This window comes from Algibacter lectus (assembly GCF_900112395.1).
GTDB lineage: Bacteria > Bacteroidota > Bacteroidia > Flavobacteriales > Flavobacteriaceae > Algibacter > Algibacter lectus.
In genome coordinates this window covers 615,714-636,764 of sequence record NZ_FOLN01000002.1, presented here as the reverse complement: position 1 = coordinate 636,764, position 21,051 = coordinate 615,714, and the positions used below count along the sequence as shown (strand labels likewise).

General features: G+C 33.1%; 22 protein-coding genes and 1 pseudogene. 19 read left to right on the top strand and 4 right to left on the bottom strand.

Annotation, left to right across the window (positions count from 1 at the left end):
- The 3 genes from BM246_RS05770 (at position 1) to BM246_RS05760 (ending at position 1,765) form a co-directional block, all read left to right on the top strand.
- On the top strand, positions 1–531 hold the full coding sequence (locus BM246_RS05770) for an NADPH-dependent FMN reductase (RefSeq protein ID WP_074936409.1): 531 nt from the start codon (positions 1–3) through the stop codon (positions 529–531).
- A 2-nt stretch (positions 532–533) separates the two neighbouring features.
- Positions 534–971, top strand: a complete 438-nt coding sequence (locus tag BM246_RS05765; RefSeq protein WP_052415272.1) for a MarR family winged helix-turn-helix transcriptional regulator — start codon at positions 534–536, stop codon at positions 969–971.
- A gap of 71 nt (positions 972–1,042) precedes the next feature.
- On the top strand, positions 1,043–1,765 hold the full coding sequence (locus BM246_RS05760) for a pirin family protein (RefSeq protein WP_074936407.1): 723 nt from the start codon (positions 1,043–1,045) through the stop codon (positions 1,763–1,765).
- Positions 1,766–1,850: 85 nt separating this feature from the next.
- Here the strand turns inward: BM246_RS05760 and BM246_RS05755 are convergent, their stop codons facing one another.
- Positions 1,851–3,035, bottom strand: a complete 1,185-nt coding sequence (locus tag BM246_RS05755) for an MFS transporter (protein WP_042494705.1) — start codon at positions 3,033–3,035, stop codon at positions 1,851–1,853.
- 274 nt (positions 3,036–3,309) lie between these two features.
- On the opposite strand from BM246_RS05755, the gene BM246_RS05750 reads away from it, so the two are divergent.
- Positions 3,310–3,492: a CAL67264 family membrane protein gene (locus BM246_RS05750; RefSeq protein WP_042494706.1), complete on the top strand. Its 183-nt coding sequence runs from the start codon at positions 3,310–3,312 to the stop codon at positions 3,490–3,492.
- Positions 3,493–3,553: 61 nt separating this feature from the next.
- Positions 3,554–5,245 (top strand): energy-dependent translational throttle protein EttA, encoded by a 1,692-nt coding sequence (gene ettA, locus BM246_RS05745; protein WP_074936405.1) that lies wholly within the window; start codon positions 3,554–3,556, stop codon positions 5,243–5,245.
- Positions 5,246–5,620: 375 nt separating this feature from the next.
- Here ettA and BM246_RS05740 read toward each other — a convergent pair whose 3' ends face one another.
- On the bottom strand, positions 5,621–5,818 hold the full coding sequence (locus tag BM246_RS05740) for a hypothetical protein (RefSeq protein ID WP_231961824.1): 198 nt from the start codon (positions 5,816–5,818) through the stop codon (positions 5,621–5,623).
- A 372-nt stretch (positions 5,819–6,190) separates the two neighbouring features.
- On the opposite strand from BM246_RS05740, the gene BM246_RS05735 reads away from it, so the two are divergent.
- The 14 genes and pseudogenes from BM246_RS05735 (at position 6,191) to BM246_RS05675 (ending at position 18,401) form a co-directional block, all read left to right on the top strand.
- Entirely contained in the window at positions 6,191–7,534 is a 1,344-nt protein-coding gene (locus tag BM246_RS05735) for a coiled-coil domain-containing protein (protein ID WP_042503782.1), read from the top strand.
- 213 nt (positions 7,535–7,747) lie between these two features.
- On the top strand, positions 7,748–8,215 hold the full coding sequence (locus BM246_RS05730; protein WP_074936401.1) for a hypothetical protein: 468 nt from the start codon (positions 7,748–7,750) through the stop codon (positions 8,213–8,215).
- Between the two features lie 34 nt (positions 8,216–8,249).
- A complete protein-coding gene (locus tag BM246_RS05725) occupies positions 8,250–9,314 on the top strand; it encodes a hypothetical protein (RefSeq protein WP_074936399.1) in 1,065 nt (354 codons plus the stop codon).
- Between the two features lie 91 nt (positions 9,315–9,405).
- Positions 9,406–9,657, top strand: a complete 252-nt coding sequence (locus tag BM246_RS05720) for a four helix bundle protein (RefSeq protein WP_317042974.1) — start codon at positions 9,406–9,408, stop codon at positions 9,655–9,657.
- Positions 9,651–9,764, top strand: a pseudogene (locus tag BM246_RS20205) (four helix bundle protein); the annotation flags it as partial. The gene BM246_RS05720 and the pseudogene BM246_RS20205, both read left to right, overlap by 7 nt.
- 113 nt (positions 9,765–9,877) lie before the next feature.
- A complete protein-coding gene (locus BM246_RS05715) occupies positions 9,878–11,839 on the top strand; it encodes an AAA family ATPase (RefSeq protein ID WP_074936397.1) in 1,962 nt (653 codons plus the stop codon).
- On the top strand, positions 11,829–12,416 hold the full coding sequence (locus BM246_RS05710; RefSeq protein WP_074936395.1) for an NUDIX domain-containing protein: 588 nt from the start codon (positions 11,829–11,831) through the stop codon (positions 12,414–12,416). The genes BM246_RS05715 and BM246_RS05710 overlap by 11 nt, the downstream gene beginning before the upstream one ends.
- Positions 12,417–12,458: 42 nt before the next feature.
- Entirely contained in the window at positions 12,459–12,920 is a 462-nt protein-coding gene (locus BM246_RS05705) for a lipocalin-like domain-containing protein (RefSeq protein ID WP_074936392.1), read from the top strand.
- A gap of 86 nt (positions 12,921–13,006) precedes the next feature.
- The gene (locus BM246_RS05700) at positions 13,007–14,242 is read left to right on the top strand and encodes a DUF6638 family protein (protein ID WP_074936390.1); all 1,236 of its coding nucleotides are present in this window, start codon (positions 13,007–13,009) and stop codon (positions 14,240–14,242) included.
- 82 nt (positions 14,243–14,324) lie between these two features.
- Entirely contained in the window at positions 14,325–14,840 is a 516-nt protein-coding gene (locus tag BM246_RS05695; protein ID WP_042503789.1) for a hypothetical protein, read from the top strand.
- Positions 14,841–14,890: 50 nt separating this feature from the next.
- Complete coding sequence (locus BM246_RS05690) at positions 14,891–15,304, top strand: hypothetical protein (protein ID WP_074936388.1); 414 nt, start codon at positions 14,891–14,893, stop codon at positions 15,302–15,304.
- Between the two features lie 57 nt (positions 15,305–15,361).
- A complete protein-coding gene (locus tag BM246_RS05685; RefSeq protein WP_074936385.1) occupies positions 15,362–17,077 on the top strand; it encodes a hypothetical protein in 1,716 nt (571 codons plus the stop codon).
- Between the two features lie 100 nt (positions 17,078–17,177).
- Positions 17,178–17,672 carry a hypothetical protein gene (locus BM246_RS05680; protein ID WP_042494715.1) on the top strand — a complete coding sequence of 165 codons (495 nt, stop codon included), beginning with the start codon at positions 17,178–17,180 and terminating at the stop codon, positions 17,670–17,672.
- A gap of 300 nt (positions 17,673–17,972) precedes the next feature.
- Positions 17,973–18,401 (top strand): FKBP-type peptidyl-prolyl cis-trans isomerase, encoded by a 429-nt coding sequence (locus BM246_RS05675; protein ID WP_074936382.1) that lies wholly within the window; start codon positions 17,973–17,975, stop codon positions 18,399–18,401.
- A 289-nt stretch (positions 18,402–18,690) separates the two neighbouring features.
- Here the strand turns inward: BM246_RS05675 and BM246_RS05670 are convergent, their stop codons facing one another.
- The gene (locus BM246_RS05670; RefSeq protein WP_074936379.1) at positions 18,691–19,884 is read right to left on the bottom strand and encodes a sensor histidine kinase; all 1,194 of its coding nucleotides are present in this window, start codon (positions 19,882–19,884) and stop codon (positions 18,691–18,693) included.
- Between the two features lie 167 nt (positions 19,885–20,051).
- The gene (locus tag BM246_RS05665) at positions 20,052–20,837 is read right to left on the bottom strand and encodes a TIGR02757 family protein (RefSeq protein WP_074936377.1); all 786 of its coding nucleotides are present in this window, start codon (positions 20,835–20,837) and stop codon (positions 20,052–20,054) included.
- Positions 20,838–21,051 lie beyond the last annotated feature (214 nt).

Below are 21,051 nucleotides of genomic sequence, written 5' to 3'. Positions count from 1 at the left end.
ATGAAAAAAATTATAGCATTTGCAGGAAGTAATAGTAAACAATCTATTAACAAGCAGTTAGCAACTTACGCAGCGAGTTTGGTTGAAAATGTAGAAACTACTGTGTTAGATTTAAACGATTTTGATTTACCACTTTATGGTATGGATCATGAAAATGAACATGGCATTCCAAAAGATGCACATCGGTTTTTAGAAATGCTTAAAAGCACAGATGGCATTATATTATCGTTAGCAGAACATAATGGGGCGTATTCTGTGGTTTTTAAAAACTTGTTTGATTGGATGTCTAGAATTGAAGGTAAATTATTTTTCAAAAAACCAATGTTACTTATGGCAACATCACCAGGTGGGCGAGGGGGTTTATCTGTTTTAGAGATTGCTAAAGGCCGTTTTCCTTTTCATGATGGAAACATTGTAGAGAGTTTTTCACTTCCTTTTTTCGGTGAAAATTTTAAGGAAAATAAAATAGTAGACAACGCACTAGATGCTCAGTTAAAAGAAGCAGTTAATAAACTTCAAAATAGTCTATAATTGTGGGCGATATAAGTAAAGATATCAATTCGAAATTCCCCAGCAATAGGGTAAAAGCGATGCTTAACGTTCTTTACACAGCTAATTGGATTGCGAGTTACCAAACTGAGTTTTTTAAACCCTTTGGTATTTCTGCACAACAATTCAATATTTTAAGAATTTTAAATGGTGCCAAAGAGCCGTTAAGTGTGCAAGTGATAAAAGATAGGATGGTAGAGCGTGCACCTAATGCAACACGATTAATGGATAAATTGTATGCCAAAGATTATATAGAACGTTTGCCTTCTAAGGAAGATAGGCGTGTGGTTAATATAGAAATCACCAAAAAAGGCATTGATTTATTAGAATCTATACCAAATACATTGAATTCTGATTTGTTTAAAAATTTAAATGAAGAAGAAGCAGGACAATTAAGCGATTTGCTTGATAAAATGAGATAATAATACAGCTTTTTAACTTTAAATAGTTTTTGAAATTTTAAGCTGAGGTTTTAATAAAAACGTATAATACTATGAAAACAATAATTCATACAGCAGATAGTAGAGGGTTTGCTAATCATGGATGGTTGCAGGCCAATCATTCTTTTAGTTTTGCTAATTTTCATAATCCAGAAAAAGTAAATTTTGGAGCTTTACGTGTTTTAAATGATGATGTTATAGCTCCTAAAATGGGCTTTGGCACGCATCCGCATGATAATATGGAAATTATTACTATTCCGTTAAAAGGCGTGCTAAAACATCGCGATTCTATGCACGATGCATGGCAGGCGGTTTTACCTGGTGAAGTTCAAATTATGTCGGCCGGAACAGGTTTAGAACATTCTGAAATTAATGGTTCGGTAGACGATCATTTATCTTTATTTCAAATTTGGGTCATACCAAATAAGGAAAACGTAACGCCTAGATATGATCAAAAAATGTTCAATGTAGATGAAAGGAAAAACAAACTTCAAATCTTGGTAACCTCAATAGATGAAGTCCATGATGAAAGTTTAAAAATTCATCAAGATGCGGTAATTTCTCGAATAGATTTGGATAAAGACAACACCTTCAGTTATAATTTGAAATCTGACAATCATGGTGTTTATGTCATGACGATTTCTGGAGAAGTAATCATCAATAATTCAATTTTAAACTCTAGGGATGCCATAGGTGTTTCAGAAACAAATACATTTGAAATTCACTCAAAAGAAGATGCTAGTTTACTTTTTATAGAAGTACCGATGTTGTTCTAAAACTTTGAAAATTAAGATATAAAAAAAGACTGTTTAAATTAAATTTAGACAGTCTTTTTCATTTTGAAAATATTTTAAATTGCTATTAAGAGTAGCACGCTTTCATTTTATTTTTCCGCTTAAAGCGATAATTTCTATATAGAATAATTCCGAAGGCAATAAAAACACCAAAAGCCGCCATACCTGCGCCAACCCAATCGGCCGATGTATAACCATAACCCATTGCAATTGGTAAGCCCGCAAAGTAAGCACCAGCTGCATTACCAACATTAAAGGCGCTTTGGTTTAGTGAAGAGCCTAAAGTTTCGGCGCCTTTAGAAGCATTTATAATGGCTAGCGAAATTGGAGTTGATAAGCAAAATGTTACCATGCCAATTACAAATGTCATCACTAAAACCATAACTTTATCGGAAGCTAAATAGGTGTTTAATACTAAACAAACAGCCATAAATACAAGTGTGATTAATACCGCCATTATAGGTTGGAGTTTTTCGGCAAGTTTGGCACCTATAACGTTACCGATAACCATACCTAAGCCAGCAAGAATCATGGCATAAGACACCACTTGTTTATCATGCCCTGCAACGTCGGTAATTAATGGAGCAATATAGCTGTACCAAGCAAAGAAGCCTCCAGTACCTATGGTTGTTAGTAATATAATAAGCCATAGTTCTAAACGCTTAAAGATTTTAAACTCTTTAATAAAACTATTTTCTGAAGATTGTTTTAAAGTAGGCATCCAAAATTTAACTGCTAAAACAGCCAAAACACCAACAATACCAACCATTAAAAAAGAAACATTCCAGTTAAAATGCTTACCTAAATACGTTCCTAACGGAACTCCTAATAAGTTCGCAAAGGTTAAACCACTAAACATTATGGCGATGCCTTGTGCTTCCTTTCCTTTTTTAGATAATTTCCCGGCAACTACAGCTCCAATTCCAAAGAATGCACCATGTGGTAAGCCTGATAAAAAACGTAAGACTATAAAAGAATTATATCCAGTTGCGAAAGATGATAAGGTGTTAAATGCTGTAAACCATAGCATTAAAAGCAATAGCACTTTGTGTGCCGGCCATTTGCTACCTAAACCGGTAAGTGTTGGCGCACCAACAACTACACCTAAAGCATAAGCCGAAATAAAATGTCCGGCCATAGGGATACTAATATCAAAAGAGGTTGCTATATCGGGTAATATACCCATAATTACAAATTCGGTAAGGCCAATTCCGAATCCGCCAATAGCTAAAGAAAGTAGGGCTTTGTTCATTCAATTAGATTTTAATCAACTGCAAAAATAGGAGTTACAAGCGGTGTTGATTATGGTTTTATTATTAAATAAAAGTTAATTGAGAAGTGTTTAATATAATTGGTGAAAAGTGATTAAAAGAATAAGAAAGGCGTTCGTGTTTTGCTTTATTCTTATATTTCTAATTCATACATGAATAAGTAATCTTTAAAAAATATAATGAATAGAACTTTAGTTTTACTGGTAAAAATCCGATATTTGCCTTTAGACTAACCATCAATACAAGAGAAAGAATATGGCAATGAATAAAAACACGGTTTTAGCTTGGGCTACAATCATAATGATTTTCGTAGGATTAGGTTTAATAGCATTAGGCGCTTTTCGATATGATGATGTTGCTGGCTGGGGTTTTGCAGCTGTAGGTTTCGGCTTTTTTGCTGTGGCTTGGGTGTTTAACGCGCTAAAAGGACGTGTTTAAATTTAGAATTTAAACACAATAATTAAAATCTTAAACCATTTTAAATAGATAATTACAAAAAATGAGTGACGATAAAAAAATAATATTTTCAATGTCTGGTTTAACCAAGACATTTCCGGGTGCAAATACACCTGTATTAAAAAACATTTATTTAAGTTTCTTTTACGGAGCTAAAATTGGAATTTTAGGTCTTAACGGATCGGGGAAATCGACTTTGTTAAAAATTATCGCCGGTGTCGATAAAAACTATCAAGGTGATGTTACGTTTCTTCAAGATTATTCAGTTGGGTATTTAGAACAAGAACCACAATTAGATGATGATAAAACTGTAATAGAAGTTGTGCGTGAAGGTGCTGCCGAAACGGTTGCTATTCTTGATGAGTACAACAAAATTAATGATCAGTTTGGTTTAGAAGAAGTATATTCTGATGCTGATAAAATGGAGAAATTGATGAACCGCCAAGCGGAACTTCAAGACCAAATCGATGCGTCTAACGCTTGGGAATTAGATACTAAATTAGAAATTGCTATGGATGCGTTACGTACTCCAGACGGCGATAAAAAAATTGGTGTATTATCGGGTGGAGAAAAGCGTCGTGTAGCATTATGTCGTTTACTTTTACAAGAACCAGATGTATTACTTTTAGATGAGCCTACCAACCACTTAGATGCAGAATCTGTACATTGGTTAGAGCATCATTTGGCACAATATAAGGGTACTGTAATTGCTGTAACGCACGATAGATACTTTTTGGATAACGTAGCAGGTTGGATTTTAGAACTAGATAGAGGTGAAGGTATTCCATGGAAAGGAAACTACTCATCTTGGTTAGATCAAAAATCTAAACGTATGGCTCAAGAAAGCAAAACAGCTTCTAAACGTCAAAAAACGTTAGAACGTGAGCTAGAATGGGTACGTCAAGGAGCAAAAGGGCGCCAAACGAAGCAGAAAGCGCGTTTAAATAATTACGACAAATTAATGAGTCAAGATCAAAAACAACTTGACGAAAAATTAGAAATATACATCCCGAACGGACCTCGTTTAGGTACCAATGTTATCGAAGCTTCTGGTGTTGCCAAAGGTTACGATGATAAGTTGTTGTATGATAATTTAAACTTCAACCTACCTCAAGCTGGTATAGTTGGTGTTATTGGGCCAAATGGTGCTGGTAAAACCACTATTTTTAGAATGATTATGGGTGAGGAAACTCCAGATAAAGGTGAGTTTAAAGTTGGAGACACGGCTAAGTTGGCTTATGTAGATCAAAAACACTCTAATATAGATCCAGAAAAAACAATTTGGCAAAACTTTAGTGATGAGCAAGAATTGGTAATGATGGGCGGAAAGGAAGTGAATTCTAGAGCTTATTTAAGTCGATTTAATTTCTCTGGTGGTGAGCAAAACAAGAAGGTGAAATTACTTTCAGGTGGAGAGCGTAATCGTTTGCATTTAGCTATGACGCTTAAAGAAGAAGGAAACGTATTGCTTCTTGATGAGCCAACCAATGATTTAGATGTAAATACATTAAGAGCTTTAGAAGAAGGTTTAGAAAACTTTGCAGGTTGTGCTGTTGTTATTAGTCACGACCGTTGGTTTTTAGATCGTATCTGTACACATATCTTAGCTTTTGAAGGCGATTCGCAAGTCTATTTCTTCGAAGGTAGTTTCTCTGATTATGAGGAAAATAAAAAGAAACGTCTTGGTGGAGATTTAATGCCAAAACGAATTAAGTACAAAAAACTAGTTAGATAATTTTTCTACAGTATAAAATTAAAAAAAACGCCCACTGAAAAGTGGGTGTTTTTTTATGATAAATTCTATGTAAATGGTTTTTTTTTAAGCGTGTTCTGCGTTTGTTTTTAACGCCCTCAATTCCGTTTCTAGTAGAGAGTTTTTCTTTTTTAATTTATATACCTTGTATAGGTTTAATGTAAATAAAACTAACATTGTAATAAATGCGATAGAGAGAATTGAAATTAGAGTGTTTAAGCTATTTAGGTGCTCTGTTGTATTCTGCATATTATGGGGTTTACGAATTATAAATTCATGGGTTTATATTTTCTAAAAAAACAGTTTGTTTTCTTTGTAATCTAAAAACGCTTAAAATAATATTAGTATTCAAAACAGCTATTTTTTATCGTACATGTGGCTTTGTGTAAAATCTTTGTAAGGCTTATCTTTTTCATCTTCTATTTGAGGATTCATGGCTTCTAAGCGCTCATTCTCCTTCTGTAGCAAATAAGATTTTCTCACACCAAGGCATAGCAGTGCGGCAAAAAAGATAAGTACAATAGTAAGTATAGTTGCGATTGCAGATTGGGACACAAGTACAATTGTTAACGATACTATATGTAGTTGAAAATTCAACATGTTTTTCGTAAAGTATAATTAATAGCTCACCAAAGATAATGTTTTTTTTATAAGGTTTTTCCTCTATTTAATTATTATTCACAACTTTATCAAAGTTTTTTACTACAAAAAGGAGTTTCTATTTGTCTTTACAGTAGGGGTTTAAACTAAAAATATAAAAGGAGGTGTAACATTTTTTTAAAGTGATAGACTTATATTTTGTAGGAATTAAAAGTGAAATTTAAACACCAAAAGAACTATATTTTGGTTTTACTTTTACAACTCACAAATTTTACCGAAATTGCTTACGCAAAAAAAATGTTTAATCTTAAATAATAAAGTATCAGTATGTCCGACGATTTTGATTTATTAGAAACCTCTTCCAACGAAAAAACAGAAAAAGTAGATGTCAATTGGGGAAAAGCCATAGACACCATGAAATCTAAATTGTCTCAAGAGGATGACCCAGAAGTGCGTCAAAAAATTCTAAACGCCACCTTGGACGATGTTGTTCATATGGCAGAAAAAGACCGTTCTACACTTTTAGATGCTATTAAAGATTTAACAGATTATCAAGATGAAGTTGGTATTATGTTCGAAAAATTTTCAGCATTAAATCCAACAGAACAAAAAGTAATCGACGATGCTCAAAAAGCATTAGAGCGTGCTAGAATAGAGTTAGAGGATGCCGAAAATAAGGCAGACACTTGGTGGAATAATCTATGGGGACGTAAAAGCAAAATTAAAAAAGAACAAGCCGAATATAAAGAAGCCGAGAAAGTACGTGCAGGAGCCGATAATAAGGCAAAAGCTATGTTTCAAGAGCGTATAGAAAGTGCCGATATACAAACACTTTTAAGTGAGTTGTCATACAAATCTCAAGCTGCTGTAACACGTTTAAAAAATCGTGAAGTAGAAATTAAAGAGGTTGAAGAAAAACTAAAAGATGCTATTGTAGAAGCTTCTAAAAACCATACTAAAGCTTTAGAGAAAAAGAAAGAAGTAGAAGGAAAGCTAGAAGAGCAGTACGCTTTATTAAAACAAGCGCGCCAAGAACTAGAAGATATTGCCGATAAACAATCTACTGAGTATTCTGAGGCTATTGGTAAAATGACGGCTTTAGAGCAAAAAGTAGAAGAGTTAGAAGGTCTTAAAAACGCTTATACTACGCTAGCTGCCAGTAAAGATAGTTTTGTGCACAAGCATAATTTAACAATAAAAGTATTAACGTCTTTACGTAGCAACTTGCAAACGCATCGTGCAAAATTAAAGTCGGATACCGAAGAACGTCTTAAATATTACGATGGTTATGTTGTGGCTTTAAAAGCTAGAACCGATCAAGAATTTGCTGCAATTCTAGAGCATTTAGGTGTAAAAACCGATGAGCATATTGGCCAAACCTTAGCATCTATGCATACTGCAAGTGCTAAAGCGCGTCAAGATATGATGGACAATATACCTGTTCACGAAAAAGTTATGCAAGGTGTTTACAGCAGTTATGCAGAGGCTTTACAAGAAATTCGTGCTAAAGATGGTGAAATTCAAAAAAACTTTGCAGAGCGTTATGGTATCGACATGAAAGAAATTTTCGAAGATTATTACAAAGCAGATGCAAATGCACCACAAGGTGATGGTGGCGAACCAGCAGGAAAGCCAAAACCAGAAGCTACCGAAGACGATTTGCTAAGCTAAAAAAGTAAAGAACAAAACACTTATAAAAAAGTGGGCGTTCCTTTTTACAACACTGCAAGGTTTTTTTAGTAAACCTTGCAGTATCATAAAAAGTCAGGCTTTCACTACGCGCTCCCTCCTAAGGTCGAGGAGCTCAAACAGGCCGTTCAATCCTTAACGCAGGATTATATCAAAGGCCAGTTTTTAAAACAGATGTTACTTTAAAATAGCCAAATGAAATCATTACAAATCATCATTGTTTTATCTGCTTTTATCACCTTAACATCTTTTAAAACTAAAGCTGCTTTTCAACCTAGAACAAACCATACAATAACAAGTATCAACCAAAATCAGGATGATAAGGACTTTATTGGTAAGTGGATTCAAAATAGTTATTCACCAGCCGCTAAAAAATATAGAGCTAGTTCTATTCTCGAAATTGATTTCAAAAAAGATTATACTGCTCATTTTTTAATTTCCAAAGGCGATGAAATTAAAACGATTATAGGGGCTTGGAGTACTAGAGAAACCGAGAATTCCATTAAAATTATGGGGCCAAACGCCAATTTAGAAAATGGGGTTATTCTTGAATATTTAAGAAACGGAAAAGATTTAAGTGTAATTCACCTATCCAGAAGCATAAAGGCAGGAAAGGTGTTATTAAAAACAGGCGATGTTATTTTCGAAAGAACATCAAAATAAACAATCTGTAAAGATTCATATTTAATTAAAATAAATGTCAATAAACCAAATAGTTACACCATTAGACTCTGCCATTCTCGATTCCAAGGAGCAGTATGTCTTTTATCATAAAATGGTCGACTTTGTTTTTAAAGAACTTATAGTGGCCGTGCAAAGGCAAAAACTTTGTAATGAGCAAGAAGTTCAGTTATTCAAGCAATATTCAGATTTACTATTATATTCCATCGAAGCCATGCGTATTAAATATATGTATGACGATGAAGATAATATGAAAGTCGATTTAACCGAGTCTGGTTTTCCAAATTATTTAGAATTCCGGTATCTGTTTAACGATCTAGAATTGCGCCAAGAATATTTAGAAAAGCTAACACCAATAGCAACTTTAAAAGAAGATTTTTTAAACACTCTAATGCACAAAAAACAACCAATTTCTAAACGAAAGTTGTTTCAAGCGGCATCTATTGTGTATTATTCATCAGTAAAGAAAGAATATATTTTTAATCGTTTTGTACAAGGCAAAATATTGGGCGCACCGCAGAACTCGATAGCAGACTTATTAATAAGCTGGTCGTTTTTTGATGTGTCGTTAAACAGACCGTTTATCTGTTTTATGTACTTTAATTATGATGGTAGCCGAATAAACGATTACAAGGATGAAATTTACGAGGTCTTAAAAAACACATCAGATCGTAAAATGTCGTTAGATACTATGGCGTATACCATAGATAGGAAATTGCCTAAAGTATCTCCTAAACTTATAAAGCGTGTTGATTTGGGACCTATACACAACGTATTTGCAAAAGATGAAAACTTAGTAACCCATACTATTTTAGAATCTATTGCTAAAAAGGAAATTCCCTTAGAGTCTTATGCCATTTCTTTAGAAATAGACGAAGTTGCATCTGGAAGTGAATTTAAAGAAGGTAGTTTTTTTAGCAAGCAAACCCTCCAAAAATGGGATACGGTATTTAAGCAGAAATACATTTTTGCACCACACCGTATTATTCAATTATTATACAATAAAACGCCAGAGTTGTTAGACGGATTAGCGAAAGCACCGTTTGAAGTCTCGGGTTTAAAAATAGATATTAAAAAGTAGAAAAGTACTCAGTTGCAGTATTCAGTAGGCAGTCATAGCGTATTTGAATGTGAAGGAGGAAAAAAGTATAAAGTAGAAGAATTGAAATAAAATGAGTTTTAAAACATTATTGGCTTATCAAAAAGGATTCGATTTAGCGATGGAAATATTTCATCTCACTAAAAGCTTTCCTAATTCTGAGCAATATGCTTTAATTTCTCAAATAGTCAGATCAAGTCGATCGGTATGTTCAAATATTGCTGAGGGTTATAGAAAACGCCAGTATGAAAACATTATAAAAGTAAACTATCCGATGCGGATAGTGAAAATTCCGAAACACAATTATGGCTCGATTTTGCATTAGCTTGCGATTATATTTCAAAAGAAAAAAGACAAGAATTACAATATAAAAATGAAGAAATAGGGAAACTCATTAATTACATGATGAAAAACCCAGAAAAGTTTAACTAAAAAAAGCAGAGAATATTTAAAGAAAGATTAGATACCAATACGTTAATACAGAGAACTGTTTTACTGAGTATTAGTGACTGATTACTGAAAACTGAATACTGCAAACTAAAAAAATGGAACACAACTCAACTTTCCCGATAAAACTTACCGAACTCGATATGCTTCGCGACGAGGCTTCATCATACTTAAAAAGTGTGCAATGGGAGCAAGGCTCAAGAGCTAAAAATAAAGATAAGGATGCTAAAGACGAATCTATTTTACTCTATTTATCTAGAGCAAATAGCGGTTCTTCGGTAGATATTACCTCGGTTTCTAAAACGATTTTAGCCTTAAAAAAGCGATTATTACCCGATTCTGTGGCGCTTCCTATTCATTTAAATCAAACCCTTTATGCAGTGCAGGAAGGGATTACTTTGGGTATTTGGATTAAGGATAGTTATTATGATGCTTCAGGATTATCTAGTTTAAACGAAAATAAATCGGCTTTAGATTCTAACGGAAAACGTGAGTTCGAAAGTAAAATGCATACTGCAACGGCGTTCATGTTGTTTTCTACAGCTTATAAAATTCTAAACGATTTAAAACCTTTTGCTTCAGACGATTTATCGGTTATGAAACAGAAATTTGCCGGTATTCCGGAGGTTTCATTGTTATCACCTTTAAAAGGAATTGCGTGTAGTTTGTTTTATTTTGATAAATACCTTGGACACCCGGAAATTGTAAAGTCTGATAAAGATGTTATCGATTTTACAGTGGTATATTTTGAGGCTTTAATTGGCGAAATTCAACTTAGAAAAAGTAGTTTAGAGTATACGGAAACCATTGAAGATAGAACGTATAAACTCGAAAAATCGGAGTTTGCTATATCTGGCTGGAATAATGTGTTTTCGGGAACTGCCAAAAGTATTGAATTCAACAAAATAAAATTTGAACAAATTGTAGGTAACCGCGATGCGAAGCACTTTGCCCGTCGTTTAACAGAGCGTATGCTGAGTTACGATTTTACGGCAAAAAAGAATCCGTTTCAGGAACTTGGAGGGTTTATGCCCGTTTTTATGGGCTACGGAATTCCTGGTACAGGAAAAAGTATGCTTATTGCAGCTATTGCAACACGCTTAAAAGAGCATTGTGATAATTTAGAAATCCCGTTTTTGTTTCACCCTATGCCAGATACTTTAATTTCAACATTCCAAGGTGGATCGGCAGAAAAAATGGTAGAGTGGATGAAACCGATGCAAGATCCTACAAAATTGATTTTCGCACCTATTGATGATGCCGAAAACAATTTACAAGAGCGTACAGCTCAAGGCGTATCTGCAGGTGTAAAAGAAGTTATTGGCGTGTTTTTACGTTATACAGAAGGCGCTTATGCCGTAAATTACGGTAACAGTTCTATTGGTTTGTTTACCAATTTACCCGAAATGTTAGATAAAGCCGTGATTTCTCGTGTACAAGGTCGTTTTAAAATTGATGGAGCCCGAACGGAGCACGATTTTTTAGATCAAGATTACATTTGGTGGAATAAATTAAACCAATCTTTACCCGATTTTGTAAACATGGAAAATCCTGAGAGTTATAAGTATTTAAGCGATCAAGGGCTTTCAAAAAATATGGGTGAAATATTAAACACATCTAGTAAACCTAGTGAAGCTAGAGTGCATGCTATTTGCGATAAGGTGGAAGCTAAATTTAAAAGTAACGAGCATTTGTTTTATGCCAATTTGTATCAAGAAATGCAAAAGGCTTTCCCGTTCTTTTCATCTCGTGATGTTAGAAATATTCAATCTGCTATTTCTTTACGTCTTACCGATTTTGATTTAGAAGAAAGCTGGTTTGAAAACCCTGAAACTTATTTCAAACAAGATTATGACACTAAGTTTAATATGCTTCAGGAAGTGATGAAAGGGAATATGAAAGGTTTAGATTTCTCTGAAATTAGACGTCAGGAAGTAGTACGTTATTTAGATAACGTTGCCACTATTGCCGATACCGATTTTAAGCGCAAAGTTGACGCTAGAGTAAACCAATTAAATATAGAAACAGCAGCAAGAAAAACTTTTGAAAATGGCATCTAATAGATTAAAAAATATAAAAAGCACGTTGCTTTCTGATAATTATTATATCCTGAAAAAACTAAGCTTCGACTATTTAATGTCTAACGGTACTTGGGTTAACCAAATGCGCGAAGTTTACGATAGAGGAGATGGCGCAGGAATTTTACTTTACAATACCGAAAAGCAAACGGTTATTTTAACCAAACAGTTTAGAATGCCTACATATCAAAACGATAATGAGGATGGCTTTTTGGTAGAAATTACTGCTGGTATGTTGGATAAAGACAATCCGGAAGACTGTATTATTAGAGAAACCGAAGAAGAAGTAGGTTACCGTATAAATAAAGTAACAAAAGTTTACGAAGCCTATACGTCGCCTGGTGTAATGACCGAGAAAATGCACTTTTTTATTGCGGAGTATACCGATGATATGAAAGTGAGCGAAGGTGGTGGCTTAGAAGCAGAAACCGAAGATATTGAAGTGCTAGAATTACCCATTAAAGAAGCGATAGAGATGCTTAATAATGGTGAAATTCAAGATATGCGCACTATTGTTTTGTTGCAGTATGCTATTATTAATGGATTGGGTAAAAGGTAAAAAAACTTGACTATTATTAAATTTAAATACAAGAAAAAAAATATGAAAACAAATACATTATTATTTACAGCACTAATTTCAATTTTAACTTTTAGTTCATGCAACGATGACGAAGACTCATCAACCGATCCTGATTTTTCTAATTTAATAGTTGGAATATGGGAAATAGATAAGCAATCATTAAATGACAATATTCTAGATTTTGAAGATGAGTGTCAGGCTATTGAGACAACAGAATTTAAAATGGATGGTACTTTTTATATAACAGAATTGGATCCAGTAGGAGAAGATTGTGTGGAGGCTAACCCATCTCTAGGAAATTGGACTATTCAGAATTCGACAATTACGATGAACTACTCTCAAGTTGGAGATTTAACTGTAGACGAAACTTATATTTTTGAGATTTTAGAATTGTCGGATTCTAATTTAAAAATAAAAACTGATTCAGTTGATATCGACGGCGATGGAGAAGCGGATGATTTTGAATTACAATTTGTAAAATAAAATATTCTAAAAATTTATTAATATTTCGGAACCTCAAAAAAGTGTACTAAGAGTCGTAATAAGCTCAACGTATTAAAATAAAACAAATGCAAAAATTACTAGAAGCGAATTTATATCGAAGCGAACTCATTTCAGTGAGCGGTAAACTCGTCGAGCGTTACAATAAATGTTTGGTAAAGCTTGGTTTTTCGGAAACCAAATTAAAGTCTTTTCAAATTGATGGTATTGGTTGGAGTCCGCAAGTAGCAGAAGAAAAGGGTGAAATAAATTACCTGAATAACGGTGAGGCGAATCCACATGGTATTATAATTTCACCTTTACAAAAAGGGAAACCGGTGTATTTACCGTTTCATACGTTCGATAGAGAGCTCATGAAATTTGTATTTAAAAATCATGGTGATAAAATTAAAGATATCACTAGAGATTGCGCTATTTGTTTAGATTTCGATCAAGGTATTGATGCGTTTTACGAGCCTTTAGATGTTTTAAAGTACAAAACGATCAACATCCATTTTCATTTAATTAACGATTTGCTTAACGTTCAAAAACAGCAACGCGAACTGGTTAAAACTTTCAATAGGGATCAGAATTTTATAGACGAAAATATTCAGGCTGCTTTATTACAATCCGCAAAGAAGCATGGCGATTTACGCGAACGCGATTTAGATTTACACGAACTTGAATATTCCACAAGTTCGTTTTATACGCGTGCTTTTGGAGGTGTTTATGTATTGCGAGATTTTATTACGCCTATTGTTGTTTTTGAAGATGAAACTTGGCATAAGGAAGCTATAAAAGATACTAATTACGATGTTTTAATATTCCATATTTCGCAACCCGAACTTATGGCTAAGCTTCGTGATCACGTTATTATAGAATGCAATTTAGACGAGGTTGTAAAGGACAAACGTTACGAACGTGTAAAAAAATATGAGATGGCCACGTATTTAAAAGATACGCAACACCCTATAAAAGATATTTTAAACGATCCGATTTTATATAAAAGTTATTTAAATAAACTCGACATTAAAGCTCGTAAAAAAGTAATGAGTGTAGAGCGTTATTTAGAAAAGCTGGAAACGAGTAATCAATATAAAATTTCCGATATTGTAGATTCTAAAATGTACGAAGCACTGCACCAACCGCATTCGTCTTTATCTGCCAAACATCAAGATTTAATTTGGATGCTATTGGTAAATATTTCGCCCAAAGATGTATTGTTTATGTATTGGTTCGATAAAGAAGCATTTTACAGTAGTTTTGAAACTTGGGATGAATCCTTAAAAGATTGGGCTATAGAAACTATTAGTAACAACATTTAAAACAAATAGACTAACACTATAAATAAGCTTGTTCTTTTTCCGCGAAAGCGATATAAAATAGCATAAAAACAAACAAAACATCATGACATTAGAACTTATAATCTTTATTGCAGCTGTCCTTTTCGGAATTTTTATTTACTGGAGAGAATCTAGAAATAATGGACTTTATCGTTTTTTTAATAAGGTTATAAACTCGAAAGCTCTACAAATGAAACCTGAGGATAAAACGGGTTTTGTGTACAAGCAATCGTTTTTGTTGCGCTTGGTTTTTGTTGGTTTTCTGTTTTTAATAGGTATTGTAATTGTTCGTTTTTTAATTCCGATAGATGTAGCTACAATTTCTATATTTGCTTCTATGATAGTAGGTACCATAATTGGGACTTATTTGGCTAATTTCATTTTTAAATCTAGTGAAGTTATTGAAGAGCAAACGGATTCGCTTGAAGATATTATGCAAGACACTATTGAAAAAGGAAAGGATTTTATTGAAGATTTAACGAGTAAAGATGATCTCGAAATAGAAACTGTAAAACGAGAGCAGCCAAAAGTTGAAGAAAAAAGTGCACGTGAGAGATTGAAAGATAAAGGGCTTTTGTAATATTTTTTGTTTTGAAAAACGAAACTTATATTATTTAAATAAAAGGAATTGTGATTAACGAGAAAGATACATTACTTAGAGAAATTCAACGTCTAACATTGCTCTTAAAAACATTAATTAGTAAAGTTGTAGACATTGAACCTAACGACATTGATGTTGCTGTTGAGGAAACTGATACGGTTTTAAAAAGTACTTTTGATTTATCTTTAAATGCTATTTCTATAATGCCTAATGATGATTTTAAAAGCGTAATTAAAGATCTAAATGAAGAACACGTTGAAAGATTAACAGAGCTTATTTTTGAAGTTTTGAAAAAGGCAAAGCAAATGGATAAAACAACTGGTTTTAACACCATAGAATTGATTAAAAAAAATATACTTTTGATTAACTTTTTAGATGAAAACTCCGATACGTTTTCAATGGAAAGAATGGCAATGAAAAACGTATTGCAGCAAGGTTTATAATGGTTTCGCGCTAAGTGTAAACCAAAACAAAAAGAATAAAAATTTTACAATATAGAAATGATTAAAAATTATTGGAATAAAGGAAAAAAGCAAAAAACAGTAACCGTAATTGGTTTTTTAGTTTTACTTATTTTATTATTTGTTTTACGAGACGATTACCAACCGGCTTTACTATTTGTTAGAAAATACATTTTTGTTATTCTGCTTAGTGCTGTGGTTTTATTTTTTGGTTTGCGCAAGTTTAGAAACTCGGTAAGTACAGGTGGTAGATTAGGTATGCTGGTTGTTTTAATAATATTTTTCGGAATATTATATGTGGTTGGATGGCAGTTTAAAATGTACGAATACATGAAAACTTACAACGTTTACAATAACTTAAACCGCATTGAAATTAACGAGTTGCCGCTAACACAAAACGAGCGTATACAACCTATGCGCAACGTGTATTCTATGGCGAATGAAAGTGTGGGTGAAACTAAAGATGTTTCATTACCGCATTTGGTTCGTGTTGGAACCGAAAATAAATGGACTATGGCCATACAACCCACTGAGAAATACAGATGGCAAGGTATGACGGATAATACGGAAGAGGTGTTCGCTGTGTCTAGTACAACGCCATTTCCTCGTTTTTCTAGTGAAAATCGTATTCCTGTAACATTTTCTATTGGCGAGTCTTTAAAATTTAGCCGTAACACTTACAATGCCGTAGTGCAACGTTTTAATATTTTCCAATTATTTACCATGGAACCTAGTGATACCTATTACATGAAAAATGATGCTGGTAAATGGGTAGAAGTAGTGAGTTTAATAAAATGGAAAGGTTTTTTGTTTCCTTACCCAACTTATGGAGGTGTTATGGTTATAGATAGTGGAGAGCACGATTTTAACGATTACATTGAGCGTATTTTAATTGGGAAAGGAACTTATATTAGTGCCGAGGAGATGAAAAATCATCCTTACTTAATTGGCCAAAATACCTTAGCCGAAAAGGTATCACGTTTACAGGCCGAATCTTTAAAATTCTTGGGTGGTTTTAGCGATCCGTTACCATGGAATATGGAAACAGCTGTTAAGATCCCGAATTTAGCCGATGATCAAAACAAACAACCTTTTGTAACCGATTTTGATTTCTCTGATACTAATACAAACGCTTACAGCGGCCTTTATCATTGGTTTGGTTTAGAGCCTGTAGGGAATGAACGTACCAGTTTATCGTATAGTGTTTTTGTGCCTGCAGATGGTAGTAATGCTTTTTATTATTACGATCATGCATCTAAAAAACAAGGTTATGCCGGAGTTTCTGCTATGCCTTTGAAGGTTATTGAGTCGCGTAAGGAATTCGATTGGTCGGTAAATAAACCTGTTGAGTTTCGTCCTTATATCAAAGATATCGCAGGACGTCGTAGAATGTTTTTCTTAGGTACTATATCGGCAATTCGTGAAGATTCTAATAATTTTGATGGTTCTGCAACTCCAGATTTGGCATTAGTAGATAGTGAATATCGCGATGTTGTTTGGATTGATGTAAAACACCCGAGTCAATGGGATAAAACAGTTTACGATCAGCTAAATGAAGCTTGGCGTTCTAGTGAAGGTATTGGTAAGTATTTTCTAGAAGAAACTAAGCAAATTGATGCTGTACAACAACCAACAGATTCTATAAAACCAGTTTCTACAGACGAGTTGCTAAAACAACTTCAGGAAGAGAAAAAGGTATTAGAAATTGAAAAATTAAAGAAAGAAATAGATTCGCTAAAAGCGGCTTCTAAATAGAACTTTAAAAACCTTTCAGATTACTTATTCTGGAAGGTTTTTTTTGATTAAAACTGTAACATTTTATTCTAAACATCTACCTATATATTAAAGATATATTATGGGAGGATACATGGGTTTAGGCTTACAGCAGTGGATTTATTCTAGAGATCCGCAAAAAAAGATGTTCAAGAAGCAACCTTTGAAATCTTTTACGGCGTTACCCAAATATTCACGAACATTTAAGTTACAGGTTAATAGAAAAGAGAACAAAAAACTAAACGGATTGATAACAGTTCTTTTTGTTTTTTGCACTTTACTGCTGTCCGTTTTTACAATTAAACATTTTATAGATTATTCCGATAAGCATACACAAGCTGTTATCAATATCACAAAGAAAAAAGATTTAGAAACTTTTTCTTTTCTTGTAAATTCGGGTGAAAATCGGTTGTTAAATAATCATCCTCTTGGTGCGTATTCTGAGTTTAAATTGGCTTATAAAGTAAATCCAGAAAGCGAAAGGTTAAATCAATTATTAATTGAAACATTAAGCATACTTTGTGTTGATAATAATGAGTTTTGTAAAGAATTAGACCATACTTTGGAATTTCAATAAAGATTGAAAGTGCATTTTTAATGATTTTTTTAAATCATAACTGACACATTTACTGATTATTTAATTTTTAATCACCATTATTTCTAAAATTATTTAAAAACCATCGAGTATTGCTACCAAAGGGCTGCAAGCTGTTTTTTTTGAATAATAATTTAACAAATCATGAGTTTTTTAATATTCATTCTCACTTTTTGGCTTTTGGCTTGGTTTTGGTGGCTACAGGCCTAGAAAGTTTAAACTAAAATATTTGCTGCGTAAGAATTATGTAAAGAATATTTTTAAAAAATTAAGTATTATAGTATGAGTCAAGTAAAAGAGAATAACACGGTAAAAGTAAATTACACAGGTAAATTAACAGACGGACAAGTTTTTGATAGTTCAGTAGGAAAAGAGCCGATAGAGTTTACTTTAGGACAAGGACAACTAATTCCTGGTTTTGAAAAAGGGTTAATCGATATGAAACTGAATGAGAAAAAAACCATTACAATTGCTAAAGAAGAGGCATATGGGGAAATTAACCCGAATTTAATTCAAGAGGTTCAAAAATCAGAACTTCCTCAGGAAATGGCTCCAGAAGTAGGTATGGGCTTAGTGTCTAAATCTCCAGATGGACAAGAATTTAATTTAGTTGTTGTAGAAGTTAAAGACGAATCTATTGTTGTAGATGGAAATCATCCTTTAGCTGGTAAAGATCTTGTTTTCGATCTTGAAGTTTTAGAGATTAAATAAATACAAACATTTATTTTATAAAAGCCCGGCCATGTTTACTTAAAAACGTTAAGTAAACATGGCCGGGTTTTACTTTTGTAGAAAACTTTAATTTGGGCGTTACCCGAAAAGGGTCGGGCTTTACGTTACAAATCCTCGCAAGCCCAATTCCATTGGTCTTACTGTGGGTTTTTCACTGCAATCCCTAACGCAGTTATTTGCGAGCTACATTTTACGTAATAAAGTCTTTTTTGTATCTGTAGCGCTTCTTTTTTTTCTTAAAATAAATGTATCAGATTTACGATTAGCTTTATTTTGCGATACTAAAAGTAAAGATGCTTCCTATATTTAACTCAGATTTTAGAGTAATGGTACCTCCTAATTTTTCAACTAAATTCTTCACAGTAAACAAACCAATACCAGTTCCTTTTTTACCTTTAACATCGACTTGGTTGTTATTGTTAAATAGTTTAAAAACTTGGTCTTGTTGTGCTTCAGCAATGCCATTACCATTATCTTTAATTGTAAAAGTATAATTATTTTTGTTTTCAGAAAACCCTAAAATAACTTCAGGATTTGGTTTATTGTTATACTTTAAAGCATTGTCCACCAAATTAATTAATACCTGTGTTACAGCAGCTTTTACTATAAAAACACTATCTGCGTAATTACTGAATTTTAATTGTTTATCATTTAATAAATGAATGCGTTGTACTTCTTCAAAAACAGAATTTAATGTTGCGTATTCTTTATCAGCATTCAGTAACTCGTTCGCCTTATAATGAATAAGTATACCATCTATATAGTCTTTCAATGACTCAGCAGATTCTTCAATAAAACTGATATATTCAATAGACTCTTCAGAAAACGTATTGGCTTCATCTTCTTTTAAAAAAGTAGTTAAAGACATGATGTTAGCCAAAGGCGATTTTAAATCATGAGATACATGGCTTGCAAATCTTCCAAGTTCATTATTTCTGTCCGTTAATTCTTGTTTAGACTCTGCAAGTAATCTATTATTTAATCTTAAATCGAATAGATTTAAAACTTGCTTGGCAATAGTAATTAATGCCTTTTTTTGTGTTTCTGTTAGTTTCCTAGGTACATGGTCGTATATACATAAAGTACCTAACGCAAGGCCTTCTTTAGTAATTAACGGTACACCGGCATAAAAAATAGCATTTACGCCAGCGACTAGCGGGTTGTCTTTAAAGCGTATATCTTCTCGAGCATCTTCAACAATAAAAATATCATCTTGCAATATCGCATGCCCGCAAAAAGAAATATTTCGAGGAGATTCTTGGATGTCGATACCATGATGTGATTTTAAAAAATTACGATCAGAGTCGAGTAATGTAATTAGCGATATAGGAACTTCGCAAATAGTAGCCACTAAACTCGTTATGTTATCGAAATCACTTTCAGGGAGTGTATCTAGTAGTTTATATCTATTAATTTGCGCAAGGCGTTCTCTTTCATTTTTAGGGAAATCTGGTGCTATCATTTTAAGGGAATCTTTAGGGGCTTAAAGTATTTTCGAAACACGAAAATACTTAGAATTTAGTATTATTAATGCTAAAAAAATAATAAAACAGTTAAAATAGAAGGTAAAAGTATTGTGTTATTATTAAATTCTTAAACCGTTCAATTATTCATATAAAAAAATAGAAGCTAAAATCCTTCAAAAACGCCTAAACCAAAAAGTGCAAAATCGTATTTTACGGGGTCGGTTTTATCTAGTTTTCTTAAGTTAGTATCTAATTCCAAAAGTGCTTTGGCATCATTTTGTTTTCTATCTAACAGGCCAAGTTTACGTGCAACATTTCCGGAATGTACATCTAAAGGGCAAGATAGTAGGGCAGGCGATAGGTTTTTCCAAATACCGAAATCTACACCAGTGTTATCGTTTCTTACCATCCAGCGTAAAAACATGTTAATACGTTTGGCAGCCGATTTTCTTAACGGATCGCTTACATGTTTTTCAGTTCGTTTTAAATGATCAATTTCAAAAAAAGTACGTTTAAACTCAGAGATAGAAGTCTGTAAAAAAGCACTATCGGCATGTTTTGCAAAAACAGCTTCCAAACCATTATGGTTTTTGTAGATATGCTGTAGCGATTTTATAAATTGAACACAATCGTCACCATTAAAAGTGCGATGTACAAAAGGAAGTAGTTTTTCTAGATCACCTTCTGTATGGTTTATAATAAAATCGTAAGGAGAATGGTCTAGAAGTGTCATTAACTTATTAGCGTTATTAATAATGCTTTTTCGGTTTCCCCAAGCAATAGTTGCGGCTAGAAACCCTGCGATTTCAATATCTTCCTTTTTAGAGAATTGATGAGGAATTTGAATTGGATCACTATCAATAAATTTGGGACTATTAAATTCGTAAACCTTAGCGTCTAAAAACTCTTTAAGTTCTTGTTGGTTTAACCTTTTTGATTGCTCTTTCATAATAAAGCAAAAATACTATAAAAACGAGTTGTTTTATAATTTATAGAGCTTGATAGTATAGGTTTATGTTTTATAAAGGATGTTAAGGTTACAAATGATTTTTTGTGCTTATGGCTGTGGTTTTACTTCAAGATTGTATTAACTTAAAAAAAAGAAACGGCTGTACATAAAAATACAGCCGTTCTAGTAAAGGAAACATTCTTAGTTTATATAA